General features: G+C 49.6%; 14 protein-coding genes. 11 read left to right on the top strand and 3 right to left on the bottom strand.

The window, feature by feature from the left end; all coding sequences use genetic code 11:
• The first annotated feature begins 123 nt into the window (after positions 1-123).
• The gene (locus BMX45_RS04260) at positions 124-1911 is read left to right on the top strand and encodes an ABC transporter substrate-binding protein (RefSeq protein ID WP_090908637.1); all 1788 of its coding nucleotides are present in this window, start codon (positions 124-126) and stop codon (positions 1909-1911) included.
• Positions 1912-2325: 414 nt separating this feature from the next.
• Here BMX45_RS04260 and BMX45_RS04270 read toward each other — a convergent pair whose 3' ends face one another.
• A complete protein-coding gene (locus BMX45_RS04270) occupies positions 2326-3249 on the bottom strand; it encodes a cation diffusion facilitator family transporter (RefSeq protein ID WP_090908639.1) in 924 nt (307 codons plus the stop codon).
• A 253-nt stretch (positions 3250-3502) separates the two neighbouring features.
• Between BMX45_RS04270 and BMX45_RS04275 the strand changes: the two genes are divergently transcribed.
• Entirely contained in the window at positions 3503-4606 is a 1104-nt protein-coding gene (locus tag BMX45_RS04275; protein ID WP_090908640.1) for a threonine aldolase family protein, read from the top strand.
• A 43-nt stretch (positions 4607-4649) separates the two neighbouring features.
• On the opposite strand, the gene BMX45_RS04280 is transcribed toward BMX45_RS04275, so the two are convergent.
• Positions 4650-5063 (bottom strand): hypothetical protein, encoded by a 414-nt coding sequence (locus BMX45_RS04280; protein ID WP_090908641.1) that lies wholly within the window; start codon positions 5061-5063, stop codon positions 4650-4652.
• A 247-nt stretch (positions 5064-5310) separates the two neighbouring features.
• Positions 5311-6591, bottom strand: coding sequence for a transcriptional regulator (locus BMX45_RS04285; protein ID WP_090908642.1), 1281 nt, complete (start codon positions 6589-6591; stop codon positions 5311-5313).
• A gap of 252 nt (positions 6592-6843) precedes the next feature.
• Here BMX45_RS04285 and BMX45_RS04290 point away from each other — a divergent pair, with 252 nt between their 5' ends.
• From BMX45_RS04290 to BMX45_RS04330, 9 genes are all read left to right on the top strand, one after another.
• Positions 6844-7614, top strand: a complete 771-nt coding sequence (locus BMX45_RS04290; RefSeq protein WP_090908643.1) for a TetR/AcrR family transcriptional regulator — start codon at positions 6844-6846, stop codon at positions 7612-7614.
• A 25-nt stretch (positions 7615-7639) separates the two neighbouring features.
• Positions 7640-8386 (top strand): type I methionyl aminopeptidase, encoded by a 747-nt coding sequence (gene map / locus BMX45_RS04295; RefSeq protein ID WP_090908644.1) that lies wholly within the window; start codon positions 7640-7642, stop codon positions 8384-8386.
• Positions 8387-8733: 347 nt separating this feature from the next.
• Positions 8734-9009, top strand: coding sequence for a CD3324 family protein (locus BMX45_RS04300; RefSeq protein WP_090908645.1), 276 nt, complete (start codon positions 8734-8736; stop codon positions 9007-9009).
• A gap of 161 nt (positions 9010-9170) precedes the next feature.
• Positions 9171-9902 carry a class I SAM-dependent methyltransferase gene (locus BMX45_RS04305; RefSeq protein ID WP_090908646.1) on the top strand — a complete coding sequence of 244 codons (732 nt, stop codon included), beginning with the start codon at positions 9171-9173 and terminating at the stop codon, positions 9900-9902.
• A 191-nt stretch (positions 9903-10093) separates the two neighbouring features.
• Positions 10094-10606, top strand: a complete 513-nt coding sequence (locus BMX45_RS04310) for a GNAT family N-acetyltransferase (protein WP_090908647.1) — start codon at positions 10094-10096, stop codon at positions 10604-10606.
• A 51-nt stretch (positions 10607-10657) separates the two neighbouring features.
• Positions 10658-11098: a hypothetical protein gene (locus BMX45_RS04315; RefSeq protein ID WP_090908648.1), complete on the top strand. Its 441-nt coding sequence runs from the start codon at positions 10658-10660 to the stop codon at positions 11096-11098.
• A 91-nt stretch (positions 11099-11189) separates the two neighbouring features.
• Positions 11190-11564, top strand: coding sequence for a VOC family protein (locus BMX45_RS04320; RefSeq protein ID WP_090908649.1), 375 nt, complete (start codon positions 11190-11192; stop codon positions 11562-11564).
• Positions 11565-11594: 30 nt separating this feature from the next.
• On the top strand, positions 11595-12221 hold the full coding sequence (locus BMX45_RS04325; protein WP_090908650.1) for a histidine phosphatase family protein: 627 nt from the start codon (positions 11595-11597) through the stop codon (positions 12219-12221).
• Between the two features lie 289 nt (positions 12222-12510).
• On the top strand, positions 12511-14772 hold the full coding sequence (locus BMX45_RS04330) for a stalk domain-containing protein (RefSeq protein WP_090908651.1): 2262 nt from the start codon (positions 12511-12513) through the stop codon (positions 14770-14772).
• Positions 14773-14865: the final 93 nt, after the last annotated feature.

A 14865-nucleotide genomic window follows, 5' to 3' on the forward strand; every position in this document is an offset into this window, starting at 1 on the left:
TAGGGGGAATGGAGCCGTTCTTTTTTGAATATAATGGATTTCTACTGAAAAGGTACTCGCGCTCGAAACGATCTCCAAGTAGAATAAACGTATTGGATTTTACCAAGGAGGGAGCGGATCGCAATGCTGTACGAACAATTTTTCATGCTTCACCGGAAGCTTGCTGTTAACGCTCCAGTCCATACCGCTACGGAAGTGACGCTTGAGCAGATTGCCGACACGCTTTATTGCACGTCGCGCAACGCGAAGCTCGTTTTGCGCAAGCTCGAAGAGAAGGGCTGGATTCTATGGAAAGCCGGACGCGGGCGAGGAAACCGGTCCAAGCTGACCTTTCAAGCGGATCAAGCAGAGCTGCTTCAGGAAGCGGCGCAGCAGCTCGCGGAAAAAGGGGAATACAAGCAAGCCTTTGAGCTGCTTCGTACCTACGGACAAGGCATTCGGACCAACGACTCCTACGTGGAGTGGATGAATGGGCATTTTGGCTTTTGCAAGGAGATGAAGGAAGGGGAGGAAGAAGCCAGGGATTCGCTGCGGCTGCCAGTGTATCGGCTGATCGAAACCTTGGACCCCGCCGAGTGCTATTACAGTTTTCAAGCTCATATGATCCAGCAAATATTCGATCGGTTGGTGGTATACGATAAAGCAAAGGATCAATACATGCCTGTGATTGCGCATCATTGGGAGAGCAGCGAGGATGGAACGAACTGGACGTTTCATCTTCGTAAAGGGATTCTGTTCCATGACGGCAAGGAATTAACGGCCGAGGACGTGAAATTCACGGTGGAGCGCTTGGGTCAGGATCGACGGAATGCTTGGATCGTGCGTGAACTGCACAGCGTAGAGGCGGTGTCGCCCCGCGAGGTCCGCTTTATCCTGAATAAGCCGAATCGGATTTTCATCCGGTTTCTCAGTTCCATATGCATGTCCATCGTGCCTAAACATCTGCTGATTCACGATGAAGAACAGTTCTGGAGGCTTCCTGTCGGAACGGGACCTTTTCAGGTGGAGGAATGGACCGAGGAAAGGCTGACCATTCATGCGAATGCCCACTATTATCAAGGGCGGCCGCATTTGGACAGCATCCAAATCATTATGATGCCGGAAGATGCCGAGCACTGCAACGTCAGTTGGGAGCGGCTGCTGCAGGATTCGGAGCAATTCGGTCATGGCGGCGACCATCATGCTGTGGATATCATAGAATCCTCCGAAGGCTGCACGACTTTGATTACATGGAATATGAAAAAACAGGGGCCGTTTCAATCCGTCGAATTTCGCCGCGCATTCAATCTGATCCTGAACCGTTCGGATATGATCCGGGAGCTGGGCGATAATCGTCTTTATCCGGCTAGAGGGTTCATTATGGATGAACAAGCGCCTTACCGCAAAGACTTTCATGATCCCGAGTTCGCCAAGTCGCTGTTGAGACAGTCGGGTTACGACGGTTCCCCCGTCATCATGGGAACGCTGGCCAATCATATCAAGGATGCCGAATGGATCCAGAATCAGTGTGCTTCCGTTGGGATTCCATTGATGATCCGGGAGATACGTATGGATACCATGCTGCATCCCGACGTGGTGAACAGTATGGACTGCATTTTGCACGGCCTAGTTCTTCCGGGCGAAGAAGTATGCATCATCGAGAATTACGAACAGGAGGGCAGCATTGTCAAAGAGTTCATGGATTCGTCCCTGCAGGATTGGGTAAAAGAATGCATCGATGACGCGCTTGCCAGCGAACGGTGCGAGGAGCGGTTGAGCATTTTATCGAACATCGAGGAGAGGCTGCGGGAGGAAGCGCATGTATCATTCCTGATTCATACGAGATTCTTCGCAAGTTTGCATCCTTCTTACAAGGGAGTTGTCATCAATAATCTGGGATGGCTGGATTTTAAGCAGATCTGGCGGGCGTGATTCCCGTAAAAAAGAGCAAGCGCGTACAACGGCGCTTGCTCTTTTGGCTTATAAGGATTTTGAATGGTTTTTTCGTGATCTCCGCTTTCGAAAGAACCCGTAAAGCTTATCGATAAGTCGGCGATTCCTCGCATTTATCTCCGAATCACTTACAACGATCTCATCATGAATAATGAATCTTCCTTGACGATCCAGTTCGTCCCAATGTGCTTGTCGATATTCATTTAGCTTCTCCAGCGTATATATATCGTTATTCATGGCAGCCTCCCTATCAGACATTCAGGATTTCGCGGTAACTTGCGTAGAATGTCTTGATAGTCTCATTATGGAGGTCAACCGAGCTTGTAAAAAGTGTAAACCTCGGCAGCCGGATTTCCCCTTTTCATGATCGGAAAGACTGCCGTAGGAACCAGATCACACTTTATTTTCTTTATGAGCGATGGCGCTGTTCTCAATCTGGATGGTTGAATGCTCAATGTGGAATCGACTTTCCAGAAGATCAATCGCTTGTTGAAGGATCTCATAACCAGTCACGTCATCCTTCACGACAAGATGGCAGCTCAAGGAGTCGAAATTGGACGTAATCGTCCAAATATGGAGATCATGGATGCCCGTGACTCCCGGAATGGACAGCAGGGATTTCGTTACCTCATCAGGGTTAATCGCTGCAGGTGCACCCTCCATGAGGATATGAACGGTATTCTGTATAATTCTCCAGGCGCTTTTCAGGATCAAGATCGAAACCAGAATGGAAATCATAGGATCTGCAATATACCATCCAAATGCAATCATGAGAATCCCGGCGACAATAGCACCTACGGAGCCAAGCGCATCACTGATGACATGGAGGTAGGCGCTTCGCAGGTTCACATTGTTCTTCACGTCGCCCATCCGCATCAAGAACCATGCACTCAGAAGATTAGCCAACAAGCCGATGGATGCAATGAGCATCATGCTGCCGCTGGCAACGGCCGGCGGGTCATCAAAGCGTTGAATCGCCTCCCAGACGATAAAGCCGGCGATGACAAACAGGGCGACGCCATTTAATAGTGCTGCCAGTATTTCGAAACGGTAAAAGCCGTAGGTCTTGTTCGGCGATGAGGGCCTTGCGGCAAACCATAAAGCGACCAGACTGAGCAGCAAAGCACTGGCGTCGCTTAGCATATGGCCGGAATCGGATAGCAGGGCCAGACTGTTGGTAAGCAGGCCCCCCACAAATTCTAGAATCATAATGCCGAGCGTGATGATCAGGGCGATGGCAAGACCCTTCTTATTCCCTGAGCGGGCGTGATCCTGGTGACTGTGGTCATGACCGTGCTGGTGGTTGTGATGGTGCATAATCGAAAACTCCCTTCAGATAAACCATAAGAATATTGAACGAATGATTCAAAAAGCCGATTAAACCTTAATATGAACATATGCTCATATACAATATTATTTCAGACTTCCCCCTGTTGTCAAGTTTTTCCGAAAAGTTAGGTCGTCAAAATTATTTTTCACTTGTTCATTTATCTAGTATGCTTAATGGGTGGTCCATTCAATGTAAAGAGATTAGGCTCAAAATCGATGGAACGAGGGGAGTTATTGCGACATGGGAGAACAACAAAAATCGCTGGGCGAGGCTTACGGCGAAACAGCATACCCATTGATTGGCCATAGCCGCAGGAATGTTGAAGTGCTGCTCGAGGCATTTCGCAGCGCGGATGGGTCGCAGATGGGGGATACATACGGCAAAGGCGCCATCATCGAAGAGTTTCAGACGCGAATGGCAGAGGTTCTGGGTAAGGAGTCGGCGGTATTCTTTCCCAGCGGAACGATGGCGCAGCAGATTGCTTTGCGGATCTGGTGCGATGATGCGGATCTGAAGCGAGTGGCATATCACCCGCTTTGCCATTTGGAGATTCACGAGGAGGACGGGCTGAAAGAGCTGCATCATATTGAGCCGATTCTGCTTGGCGATCAGGAGCGTTTGATTACGCTTGAGGACGTGCAGCGTTTGGATCGTGACATTGCATGTCTGCTTCTGGAATTGCCGCAGCGTGAAATCGGAGGGCAGCTGCCTGATTACGCCGAGTTGGAGGCCATTTCGGCCTATTGCCGTTCTCAAGGCATCAAGCTGCATCTGGACGGGGCAAGATTGTTCGAGATTACACCGTATTATCAGAAAAGGGCTGCAGAAATCTGTGCTCTTTTTGATAGCGTGTATGTATCTTTCTATAAAGGCATCGGCGGGATTGCCGGAGCCATTCTGGCCGGCGGGACCAATTTGACGGCAAAGTCCAAAGTGTGGAAGAGAAGGCATGGCGGCGATCTGGTCAGTCTTTACCCGTATATTATCAGCTCGGATTATTATTATGCGGAAAGAATAGGCAGCATGGGCCGGTATTACGAGGATGCCAAAGAGCTCGCAGCGATGTTCGGCCAGTGCCTTGGCGTGAAGACGAAGCCTGCCGTGCCCGTATCGAATATGTTCCATGTGTATTTTGAATTGGACAAGGAACAGCTGGAACCGATCCTGATTGATGTGTACCGTGCGACAGGCGTCGGATTGGTCGCTTATCTGAACGAGGCAGGAGAAGATCAGTGTTATTCGGAAGTCAACATCGGAGAGCGGTACGGCAAGACGCCAAAAGAGAGCATTCACGAAGCTTTCCGAATGTTGAACGAAAAATTGCAGGAGGCTGCTGGCATATGACAACAAAAAGGACCTGATTCAGGTCCTTTTTTACGTGGCGCATTCAGCGTATCAGTCCCATATAGACCAGTTCCGATGGATTGGCTGGATGTTGAGCGAGGCCGATGGTATCGCCGGCTCTCGGAATTTGCAGTTTCGATACGAGCGTCTCCAGCGTTTTGGTATATTGGTTTCCTCCGTTCTCGGTGACATCCAGTTCAAGGATGACGACCGGATCGAAATTGATCAGCTTTCCGGTATCCCGTACGGATCGTACGTTGGCGGTCGCCGTTAATTGAAGGGCGCCGGTCGCTGCCATCTGTGCCTGTTTCGCTTGCTCCAAACTTTGATTGATGGCGTGTCGATGTTCTTTCGGCACTAAACCCTTCATCATCATACCCGTCAAACCTTTGTTCATCATTTGATCTGCTTTCTCCAGCGCATCCTGCGGACTTTTCTTTTTGCCAAACCATCCCATAATCGAGCACCTCGCTTAGAAGAATTATTTATAATTCAATGGTAGCTTCGGTGAACTGTGGCGACAATGGTTTGGCAAGGAAACAAAACTTTGGGCAATATGATGGAATGAACCTCATCGTTTCGGAGAAACTTTTGCGCTTTTCTCAGGGTTCAACCAAGTTGATTCGTTTGCAAAGCAAATGAACAGAAAGTCATGACGAAAGTTTTGCGAATGAAGGTGGTCGTTTCGACTTCTAACGCATGAATTATTTGTTTCGAAGCAGGTAGACCAGCTTTTTATAATAAGCGGTGGACTCCTTGTATTTCCTCGATTCCTCCGATACGGCCGCCAATGCTTCATATAAAGATTCTAGTCGCGTGGTGAGCTGAGCGGATTCGTAATAAGGCAGGCATATCAGGGCATGCTCCATAAATTCTTCATGCTGTCCATGAGCCAAGGCGAGCTGGCATTGATAAAAAAATGCGGACATCTCTTGATCCGTTGTCAGCTCCAACGATTTGAGCTCTTGCATATACTGGGTTAACAGACCCCATTGCTTTTGAGCCGCAGCCGACTCACAGCGGTAAATCAATAGGATCGGACGGAATTGCTCCCGTACCTCCACCGATTCCCGTTCGAGAAGTTCCGCAAAGCGCCGGATTTCTTCCTCCGCTTGTTCATGCTCTCCCTGCATCGTCAGCATGATGATCCGGTTGTTCATGATGGTGGATAACATATTCCCCTGGTTTACCGCATACACCAAATTGGCTTCCGCCATCGAGAGGGTGACCAGCGCTTCCTGATACAATCCCATCGAGTAACAGTAACCGCTGTAAGCGATGTACAGATCGGTCAAGCGGTGAAATAACCGTTCTTCATAAACGCGTCGCATCGTTCCTTCAAACACCTGCTTGGCCTGGTCGTATAACTTCAAAAAAATGCTGGCTTCGATCTTGAAATTTTGCGTGGTCAGCCATAAATCGGTCCCATCCCGCACATATTCACTTAACCGGTTCGCGTGGCTTAAAGCCTCATGATAACGGTTCTTGGACCGGTAGAATTGGATTTTGTAGAAAAGCATTGCTTTCTTCGCAGGCAGCGGGAGCTCGGCATCATCGGGGCGCCCATACTTCTCGAGGTAAAAATTCAGGTAGTTCTGGTGCAGGTAATCATGGGATAACGCATCATTCACTTGTTGGTAGTAGACGGCTTTCATCAAAGCTACGGTGAGCTCCACCGTTAAACAGTCATGGCGATCCGGAAGATCGTGGATACGCTCTTCTGATAGAAGCGAAGCCGCCTGGGAAAGCTCTTCAAAAATGCGATTCGCGGTCTCCAGCGTATCTTGGTCTGTGTTTCCTGCCTCCACCAAGTAGGAAGGAGACACTTGAAGGCGCTTCGCCAGATGTCCGGCAAGGTCTTCGGGCAACGGATATCGTTCGGCAAGGATGTTCGCAAAGTGGGCGGTGGTCACATATCCTTCCACCAGCTCTTTGCGGGATATTCCTTTCTTCTTGCACAAGTAGTCAATGCGTTCTTTTAACACGGAAAAGGCTCCTTAATCACGGAATGGTTGGGAAGAGTATACCATGCTCGGAGTCCGCCGGCCGGAATGAACGTTTAAAAGAGGAGAAAGGTCCTAATATTAAGATTCTGAAATAAAAAACGTACTTTGGCCTCAGCCTGGGGTTAACGGGATTACCGGCCCATAAAGAACAATCGGTGATTGACCGAAAGCAAGCTGATGTTTTATATTGACATAAGAGTAGGTCAAAAATAAAAGAGGTGAACGGACGAGATGACTCCACGCACAAAGGAACAAAACGAAGAGATCCGGCTGCGGCGTCTGGCGCAAATCCGTAAAGCCGCTGCCGATGTGTTTTTGAATAAAGGGCCTTTACTGGAAATCCGCGATGTGGCTGCGCAGGCGGAACTCGGCTATGGAACGGTATACCATTATTACAGCAATAAGGGCGATTTGCTCCACGATCTGCTGTGGGACGCATTGGAGCGAGCCGGTGAATGGCTGGAGGCCCCGCATAACGCCCCTCCGAAGGTCTCGCCGTTGGCCCCGCGGGAGATCCCGCGCGCAACGGCTTCGGGAGAGGCGCCGGCGGGCGGGCCTTTCGGCTTGGCTGCGGTGTCGGACATCGGGGACACGGCTGACGCGGATTCCCGCAGCGCAAGCCTCGAAACGGTCGCTGGCGCAGAGCTTGGCCCCGTCGCCGCCGCCGGCGTCCGGCTGCTGCAGCTTTGGGCGGAGGATCACGCCCTATTCCTGCTGCATAAGCTGGCCGGCGAGGGCTTTGCCGCGCTGCCTGAAGCGCGCTCGGCCCCGCTCTCGGCCGCTTTTCGCCGGGAGGTGCTCGCGCCGCTTGCCGCGCTGCTGGAAAGCGGGCCTGCGGCGAACGAGGCTGCCGCTTCCGGAGTATGCGCGGCAGAGCCGACATATCGGCTGCAGCGCGCGGAAATGCTGCTGGCCGCCTTGGTCGGCTGTGCTTCGCTTTCGCTTCGCCGCGGAAAGCTGCATGAGGAGGCCAGGGATATCGTGCGGTTATTAAAACTATAGAGCTGATAAGGAGCGAATAACATAGATGATCATTTTAAAATCACCTAGGGAAATCGAAGAGATGAAGCCGGCGAGCCAAATCGTTGCGGACTGCTACCGCGCGGTGGCTAAACTGATCGAGCCCGGGATCACCACCCGGGAAATCAATGACTTTGTTGCCAGACACATCACCAAGCTGGGCGGCAAGCAGTTTACGAAAGGGTACAACGGTTTCCCCGCCGAAACCTGCACTTCGGTCAACGATGTGGTGGCCCACGGCATTCCTTCGAACCGGGCGCTGATGGATGGCGACCTGCTGAAACTCGACATCGTCGTGGAATACGGTGGATGGTTCGGCGATTCGTGCTGGTGTTATCCGGTAGGCAATATCCGGCCAGAGGCGCAAAAGATCATGAAGGTGGCAAAGGAATGCCTGGATCTGGGGATCGCCAGGGCACTCCCCGGGGGCCGGCTCGGCGACATAACGTCGGCGATTCAACAGCATGCGGAAGCGAACGGGTTCTCGGTCGTACGCGATCTGCTGGCGCACGGGATCGGACGGAGTCTGCACGAGGAGCCGAATTACGAGCATGTCGGCGTAGCCGGCAAAGGCATTCGGTTAAAGGAAGGCATGGTGTTTACGATTGAACCGATGATCAACGAGGGTACGTTCCGCATCACGATCGACGACGATCAGTGGACGGCGAGAACGGCTGACGGCAAGCTGTCGGCGCAATATGAGCATACGATCGCTATCACGTCGGACGGACCGCTGATTTTAACGGCCCAGTAAGCTTTTTTTACATTCGTTTGTCTATTTGGTTGCTGGGTAGGTGTGGGATCGGGAGAACGCATCAAATCGTTATTCGAACCTGACACAAAGGAAATCGAATTTGTTACAATAGAGGGAAGCGAATGAACGTTGTATCAACCAATCGGGCGAGGTGAAAATGATGATGGCTCACGTTAGGAGCACGACCGTTCAAGTGGTTAAAACAGGCTCCGGGCAAAGCTGCACGGAAATATCGGGCAGAGAAATTGTTCGGAGCCTACTTCCAAACTTGAAATAGCCGCTGTTATATTTCATGTGCAGGCTTTGCTCACTATTTACACGATTCCATGTAGATAGGGGCAAGGAGTATGAAATACGAAAAAGCACAACATATTTTGCCGGAACACGTTATCAAAACCATTCAGCAGTATATTGATGGAAGTTATATTTATATTCCCAGAAAGTCTGAGAACCGCAAGGGCTGGGGAGAACAAACCGGGGCCAAGCGAGATCTGGACGAGCGGAATCGGAACATTTTCAAGTGTCATATGCAGGGTGATTCCATTCGTACCTTGTCTGAACGTTATTATTTAACGGAGCAATCGATACGAAGAATTATTCGGGCTGAACGAAGGAAAAGTTAGAATGCAGCGATATGTGAAGGATCGGTGGCGATTTTCAGATATCGCTTTTTTATGGTTGTTTGATCCTGTTTAAGGCAGAAACAATCATAACCTTGAGAACCGCGCATGAAGGGAGTAAGTTTAGAAGAGATATTCTAGACGAAGGAAGTGCTATAACGGTGATGACGCAAAACATTTATGATGATGAAGGATTCTTTCAGGGTTACAGCCAATTAAGTCGTTCCGTTCATGGATTGGACGGCGCTCCGGAGTGGGAAACGCTGCGATCGATGCTGCCGGATCTAAGCGGTGCCAGCGTTCTTGATTTAGGCTGCGGGTTCGGCTGGTTCAGCCGATGGGCGAGGGAGCATGGCGGCGCCGAGAAAGTGATCGGGGTTGACGTATCCGAGAATATGCTGGCACGGGGGAAGGCGAAAACGCAGGACCCTAACATTAGCTATATCAAAGCGGATCTGGAGACGTTGGAGCTGGATTCTGAAAAGTATGATCTGGTGTATAGCTCGCTCGCTTTTCACTATATTGAAAACTTGCAGTGCCTCTTAAAGGAAGTGTACCGTTCACTTAAGCCCGGCGGAAGCCTGGTATGCTCCGTCGAGCATCCGATATACACGGCTTCAAGTCGTCCCGAATGGATTCAGCATCCTGGCGGGCATCAAACTTGGCCGGTTGATCATTATCAGCAAGAAGGACCGCGTACAACGAATTGGCTTGCCGAAGGCGTAATTAAGCAGCACCGGACGATGGGCACCTATCTCAATATGTTGATCGGGCTTGGCTTTACCATAACTCATGTTGAGGACTGGGGTCCTTCTGAGGCACAATTGGCGGCACATCCCGAATGGGAGGAAGAAGGTCACCGACCGATGTTTATGCTGATGTCGGCCAGAAAGTAGCAGAGACCGAGTTTTTTGCTTAGCAACAGGGTTATTTGAAGAAAAAAATCGGGCAACGGCCGGGATATTCGTCTTGGCCGTTTTGATTTCATGCATCAATTGCTGCGGAATGATTTACCAAGTTAAGGAAAAGCATTAAAATAGAGGTTAACGGTACTCACCATACCAATACATAACAGCGAGGTAACCCTATGGACATTACATTGAAAGTTTTGGATAACGCAGACCTTAAACGTATTTGGAAAGATGCATTTGAACAGCAAAAGATACAACGCTCGGATGAATATTATGATCGTTGTGAATTTGAAAACCAAATCGGCATCCGCATCACGTTGTTGGCTTTTGTACAGGGTGAGCTGGCTGGCGTATCGCATTTGAAATATGAGTCGGATTATCCGTATTTTCGTGATCAGAACATTCCGGAAATCAATGATCTGAACGTCTTTCCCGAGTATCGAAGAAACGGGATCGCCAATCGTATCATAGAAGAATTCGAGATCATCGTGAGCAAGAAACTGTCGCGTATCGGCATCGGGGTGGGATTATACAGAGACTATGGAGCGGCTCAAAGAATCTATGTACGGCGCGGTTATATTCCGGACGGCAACGGGATCATGTACAACAACGAACCTGTGGTGCCAGGCAACATGGTATGCGCAGATGACGATTTGAATCTGTATTTGATTAAGGAGCTGATTTCATAAAGCGGCATGCCATATACCGGCTACAGTTGAATGCGTGCAAGGAGAGTGGATATGAACTTTATCATTCGATTAAATATGGCGGGTGCTTTGTATGCGCTGTTCCCTTTTGCCGGGATTGAACTCATGGTCAATGTGTACCGGATTGGCAGATTGACAGGGTGGGACCTGGATCACGTGAATGCGCTGACCTTAGTCTATTGCGCTGCCGGATTGATTCTGTCGGGTTGGGGGGTTCCGAGGCTGGTCCGATATTGGTTGAACGGACGCAAAGCAAGTTTTTTTGCTCTAATATTATGGATTCCCTATTTCATGATGCTGGTTTACATTACGGCTGCATGGTTCCCGATCACGAATCCGGCCGACAAACCCAGCCCAGTAACAGGACTCGTTGCCATAGCGGGATTGGGGCTTTACCCAATCTATTTAGCGGTTCTTCATCTGTTTGGCATTGCGTCATTTTCTGGAGACCCGGGAGAAGATCCGGTCACATGAGCGATCCGGGATTGCCGGGAATGAAGGATAAGCAGTTGAGTCGATATGAAGAGGGCTAGAACAGGAGAAGAAGAGATAAGGAGATAGAACCATGAGTACAGGGTTTTCCCATTGCTTGCAAATCTTTCCGACATCTGATATCAAAAGGACAAGTCAGTTTTATGAGGAAATCGGGTTCCGTGCCGTGAACTATCTTGATGCAGACGAACCGCATGTGTGCCTATACAGGGATTCCATTGAAATCGTATTAACGAAAACAGATGTAGAGGTCGTGCCGAATCGAATCCGTTACGGTTACGGGTACGATGCCTATTTTGTTGCGTATGGACTACAAGAGATCGAGCAGGAGCTCTTGGAATTGAACATCAAGATTGTCAGACCGTTAACCATGACGGATTATAATAATCATGAACTTGTGTTTGAGGATGCGGACGGGCGCTGGATCGCCGTTGGCAACAAACAATAATCACTCAAGGATGTAAGTGAGGGACTGCATATGGTTGAAATTCTAGTCTTAAGACATGGACAATCGGAAGCGGATATTCTGAATCGATGTGAAGGATGGGCGGATTATGCTTTAACGGACCTCGGTCAACAGCAAGCACGGCTGCTGGCGGATTGGATTCATCGTACATATGCGTTGGATGCGATTTTTTCCAGCACGCTTCAGCGGGCCAAGCAGACCGCTATCATGATCGCCGAAACGACTAAAGTGCCCGTCACCTATGATCCTGATTTGATGGAACAAAATAACGGGGTTATCGCGGGCATGTTGAGGGAAGAAGCTTTGATCAAGTACCCTCTGCCCCTGGGCGGAAGGAAACGGCATGATGCGATTAAAGGCGGGGAATCTGAAGTGCAGCTCAGAGCAAGGGCCGAGCAATTTATGTCCAAGCTGTTTACTACCCTCGATAACGAACCCCAGTTGAAAAGCGTCTGCATTGTTTCTCACGGCGGGATGATCTCGATGTTATTTCGGAGTTTCTTGAATCTTCCTTATCATACCGACATTCATATCCCGACAGGAGATACGGGTCTTCATCTGTGGAAATATGACCCGGCAAGCGGGAGGAAGGTTATTGCGGCTACGAATTTGCAGGAGCATCTGAACCTCGAACAATGAGCTCGGTTGATTACAATGTCTATATTGTATATACCAAAATGGGGATAAATCGGAACCTTAGGAAGGTTAGTGGATTGATGAAATCTAGGAACATCTATATGAATTCTACCGAGTGACCTAATAGTCCCGTTACAGCTTTGATGCTGTTTCGGGATTTTCTATAGGTTTTTAACAAAGTTCTACAGCATCTTAAATATTATTCACAGTTCAGAGAAACTTTTTTACCAAAATTTACGTCTAATAGTATGACCTCATTAAAATATCAAAAAGGATTAGAAGGAGTTATGGAATGAAACTGAAGAAACGATCATTGCTAACCGTATTGGCTGTTGCCCAATTGGCCGCAGCTTATCCGGCGAGCGCGGATGCCAATGCCGCAGACCAAACGCAACCGTCAGTCACCCAAGAAGTGTATGAGCAAAATTCAGCGGCAACGAAATCACTAAAATCCGGGGGTACAGACGCTTCAGGGGCTGCAGGCACTGCAGGCGCTTCTCAAGAGACATCCGATACGACAGAGACAGAAGGAACTCAAGCGCCGGATAAAGCAGGAACCACTGAAACAGGTACAACCGAAACAGGAACGACCGAAGTGCCGGTGGAGGAAACGGGTGAAGTCCAAAATTCGGGAACGACTACGGAAGGGCAGGACACCCAGAATAATACGCCATCCACGACGGGCAAGGAACTTATTCTTTATTTTAATAGCACGAAGATGGTACAGGACGGCGTTACCTACAATGCACCGCAGCCGATGCAAGTCAAGAAGGGAGTATCCTATGTTCCCATTCGTGCCCTTGTGGATCGTGTAGGCTTCAAGGTCACTTACGATAAGAAAACCAAAGAAACGATTATTACCAAAGGAAGCAATGAGCTCCGCTTCAAAACGGACAGCAGCAAGTATACCGTCAACGGCGTAACCAAAACCATGAAAGGCACCTCTTACCAAACCAAGAGCACCTTCATGGTTCCGCTGACAGCCATCACGCAAGCGCTGGACATTCAATATAAAGTGGACAATGTTGGCAAGCGCGTTATTATGAGCCTGGAAAGCAAGCCGGTCGCGAAGTTTACGGTAGGACCTAAAGAGATCTTTGCAGGGGAGACTACAGTTACCTATACACCTCAGGTTGAGAATGTACAAGGTGAAATCATCGACGAACGTTGGGAAGGCAAGCAAGATATATTTGATGCGCCAGGTCAATACATAGTCACATACTCGGTTCAGGATTCGACGGGAGCTTGGAGTGAACCATTCAGCCAAACGATTACGGTCGTTCAGCCGAACCTTCCGCCTGTAGCCATGTTCGAAACCGACAAGATGGAGTATAAAATGGGTGAGCTGATCACCTATACGGATCAAAGCTACGACGACCAGGACAAGAACGAGGATCTGACGTACAAGTGGGAGAACAAAGAATATGCCTTCTTCTCGCCTGGCGTGCATACCATCAAGTTGACCGTCACCGATAAGAAGGGACTCAGCTCCTCCTACGAGACGACCATCAACGTAACGAACGAGACGTTGTATGAGCAAGACGACTTCAATATGCTGTTCATTCCGGAAGGAGAGAAATTCTCGTTCCTCGGCAACGTCACTTCGCGTTCGAAGATCAATTATGACTTTTACGACGAGCCAAGCACGCTGATCCGCAGTAACAGCCCGGAAACCGTAAACAGCGAGGGCATCGTGTATCAAGAGACAGCGGTGGGCGACATGCGCTTCATGATTCACCACGTGAACAATCTGAACAAAAACGTGAAGATGTACGTGATTGCAACTAACAAGAATAGTACCCCGGTAACGCTTAGACAAGATTACCTGGGATTTGCAGGTCCATCGCCGATCGCGACGGCAGCAGGCAAAAAGTCCGTGCTGAACTATTTCCAATCCATGCAGGACAATTCGAAGCGAACTTCCGTAACGCTTGCACCTGGCGAACAGAAGGTGGTCATGACGGAGCTGAGCGAGATTCGAATGAAGCAGGGGCATGTCATTTCCCTGTACTCGGATATGTATAGCGACCAGCCGATCCAGTTCGACGTCGTGATGATTGACGAAAAATCCGATCCATTGAAGGTGCTGAGCACGCTGCCGATCCTGGATCGCGATGGCGTTCATAACCGCGGAACCTATCCGGATTCGACGCGGATCATTCGTTATTCCGAGCTGGTGGGGGCGGAATCCCAGCGTCTCGTTCTAGGAGACAACCAGGATGACCCTAACCTGCAAGGCATGGATCCTATGGTTGGAGATATTACGCACAATACCGGCAACTTCGGGGTCCTGTATAAAATCACGCTGGATCGCGTAGCGCCGAATACCCTGATCTCGTTTAACCCGCGGGGCGGCAAGTACTCGGGTTACGCCATGATGAATGGAACGATCGTACCGATTTATTCCTTGGGCCAGGTATCCCCTGGAGAGCAAGCGGTTCTCTACCGTACGGGCGATTATGAGCAAAAGGTTGAAATCATGCTGACGGCCGCGCCGGGAAGCAATTTGCCGGTAAACCTGTTGTTTACCCAATTGCCGGAAGTGATTCATTAAGATTGCAAGGATATAGGCTTTGCTGCTTGAGCATCTGCTTGAGGAGTGAAGCCTTTTCTTTTGATCGTATCCCGTCGACGAGAGGGGACGAGT

The sequence above is a fragment of the Paenibacillus sp. cl141a genome, assembly GCF_900109305.1.
Classification (GTDB): domain Bacteria; phylum Bacillota; class Bacilli; order Paenibacillales; family Paenibacillaceae; genus Paenibacillus_AQ; species Paenibacillus_AQ lautus_A.

Coding starts and splice junctions, on each gene's coding strand:
- BMX45_RS04290 (WP_090908643.1), top strand. CDS start 6,844: ATGACTCCACGCACAAAGGAACAAAACGAAGAGATCCGGCTGCGGCGT.
- BMX45_RS04330 (WP_090908651.1), top strand. CDS start 12,511: ATGAAACTGAAGAAACGATCATTGCTAACCGTATTGGCTGTTGCCCAA.
- BMX45_RS04260 (WP_090908637.1), top strand. CDS start 124: ATGCTGTACGAACAATTTTTCATGCTTCACCGGAAGCTTGCTGTTAAC.
- BMX45_RS04305 (WP_090908646.1), top strand. CDS start 9,171: ATGACGCAAAACATTTATGATGATGAAGGATTCTTTCAGGGTTACAGC.
- BMX45_RS04275 (WP_090908640.1), top strand. CDS start 3,503: ATGGGAGAACAACAAAAATCGCTGGGCGAGGCTTACGGCGAAACAGCA.
- BMX45_RS04320 (WP_090908649.1), top strand. CDS start 11,190: ATGAGTACAGGGTTTTCCCATTGCTTGCAAATCTTTCCGACATCTGAT.
- BMX45_RS04280 (WP_090908641.1), bottom strand. CDS start 5,063: ATGGGATGGTTTGGCAAAAAGAAAAGTCCGCAGGATGCGCTGGAGAAA.
- BMX45_RS04270 (WP_090908639.1), bottom strand. CDS start 3,249: ATGCACCATCACAACCACCAGCACGGTCATGACCACAGTCACCAGGAT.
- BMX45_RS04315 (WP_090908648.1), top strand. CDS start 10,658: ATGAACTTTATCATTCGATTAAATATGGCGGGTGCTTTGTATGCGCTG.
- BMX45_RS04325 (WP_090908650.1), top strand. CDS start 11,595: ATGGTTGAAATTCTAGTCTTAAGACATGGACAATCGGAAGCGGATATT.
- map (WP_090908644.1), top strand. CDS start 7,640: ATGATCATTTTAAAATCACCTAGGGAAATCGAAGAGATGAAGCCGGCG.
- BMX45_RS04300 (WP_090908645.1), top strand. CDS start 8,734: ATGAAATACGAAAAAGCACAACATATTTTGCCGGAACACGTTATCAAA.
- BMX45_RS04310 (WP_090908647.1), top strand. CDS start 10,094: ATGGACATTACATTGAAAGTTTTGGATAACGCAGACCTTAAACGTATT.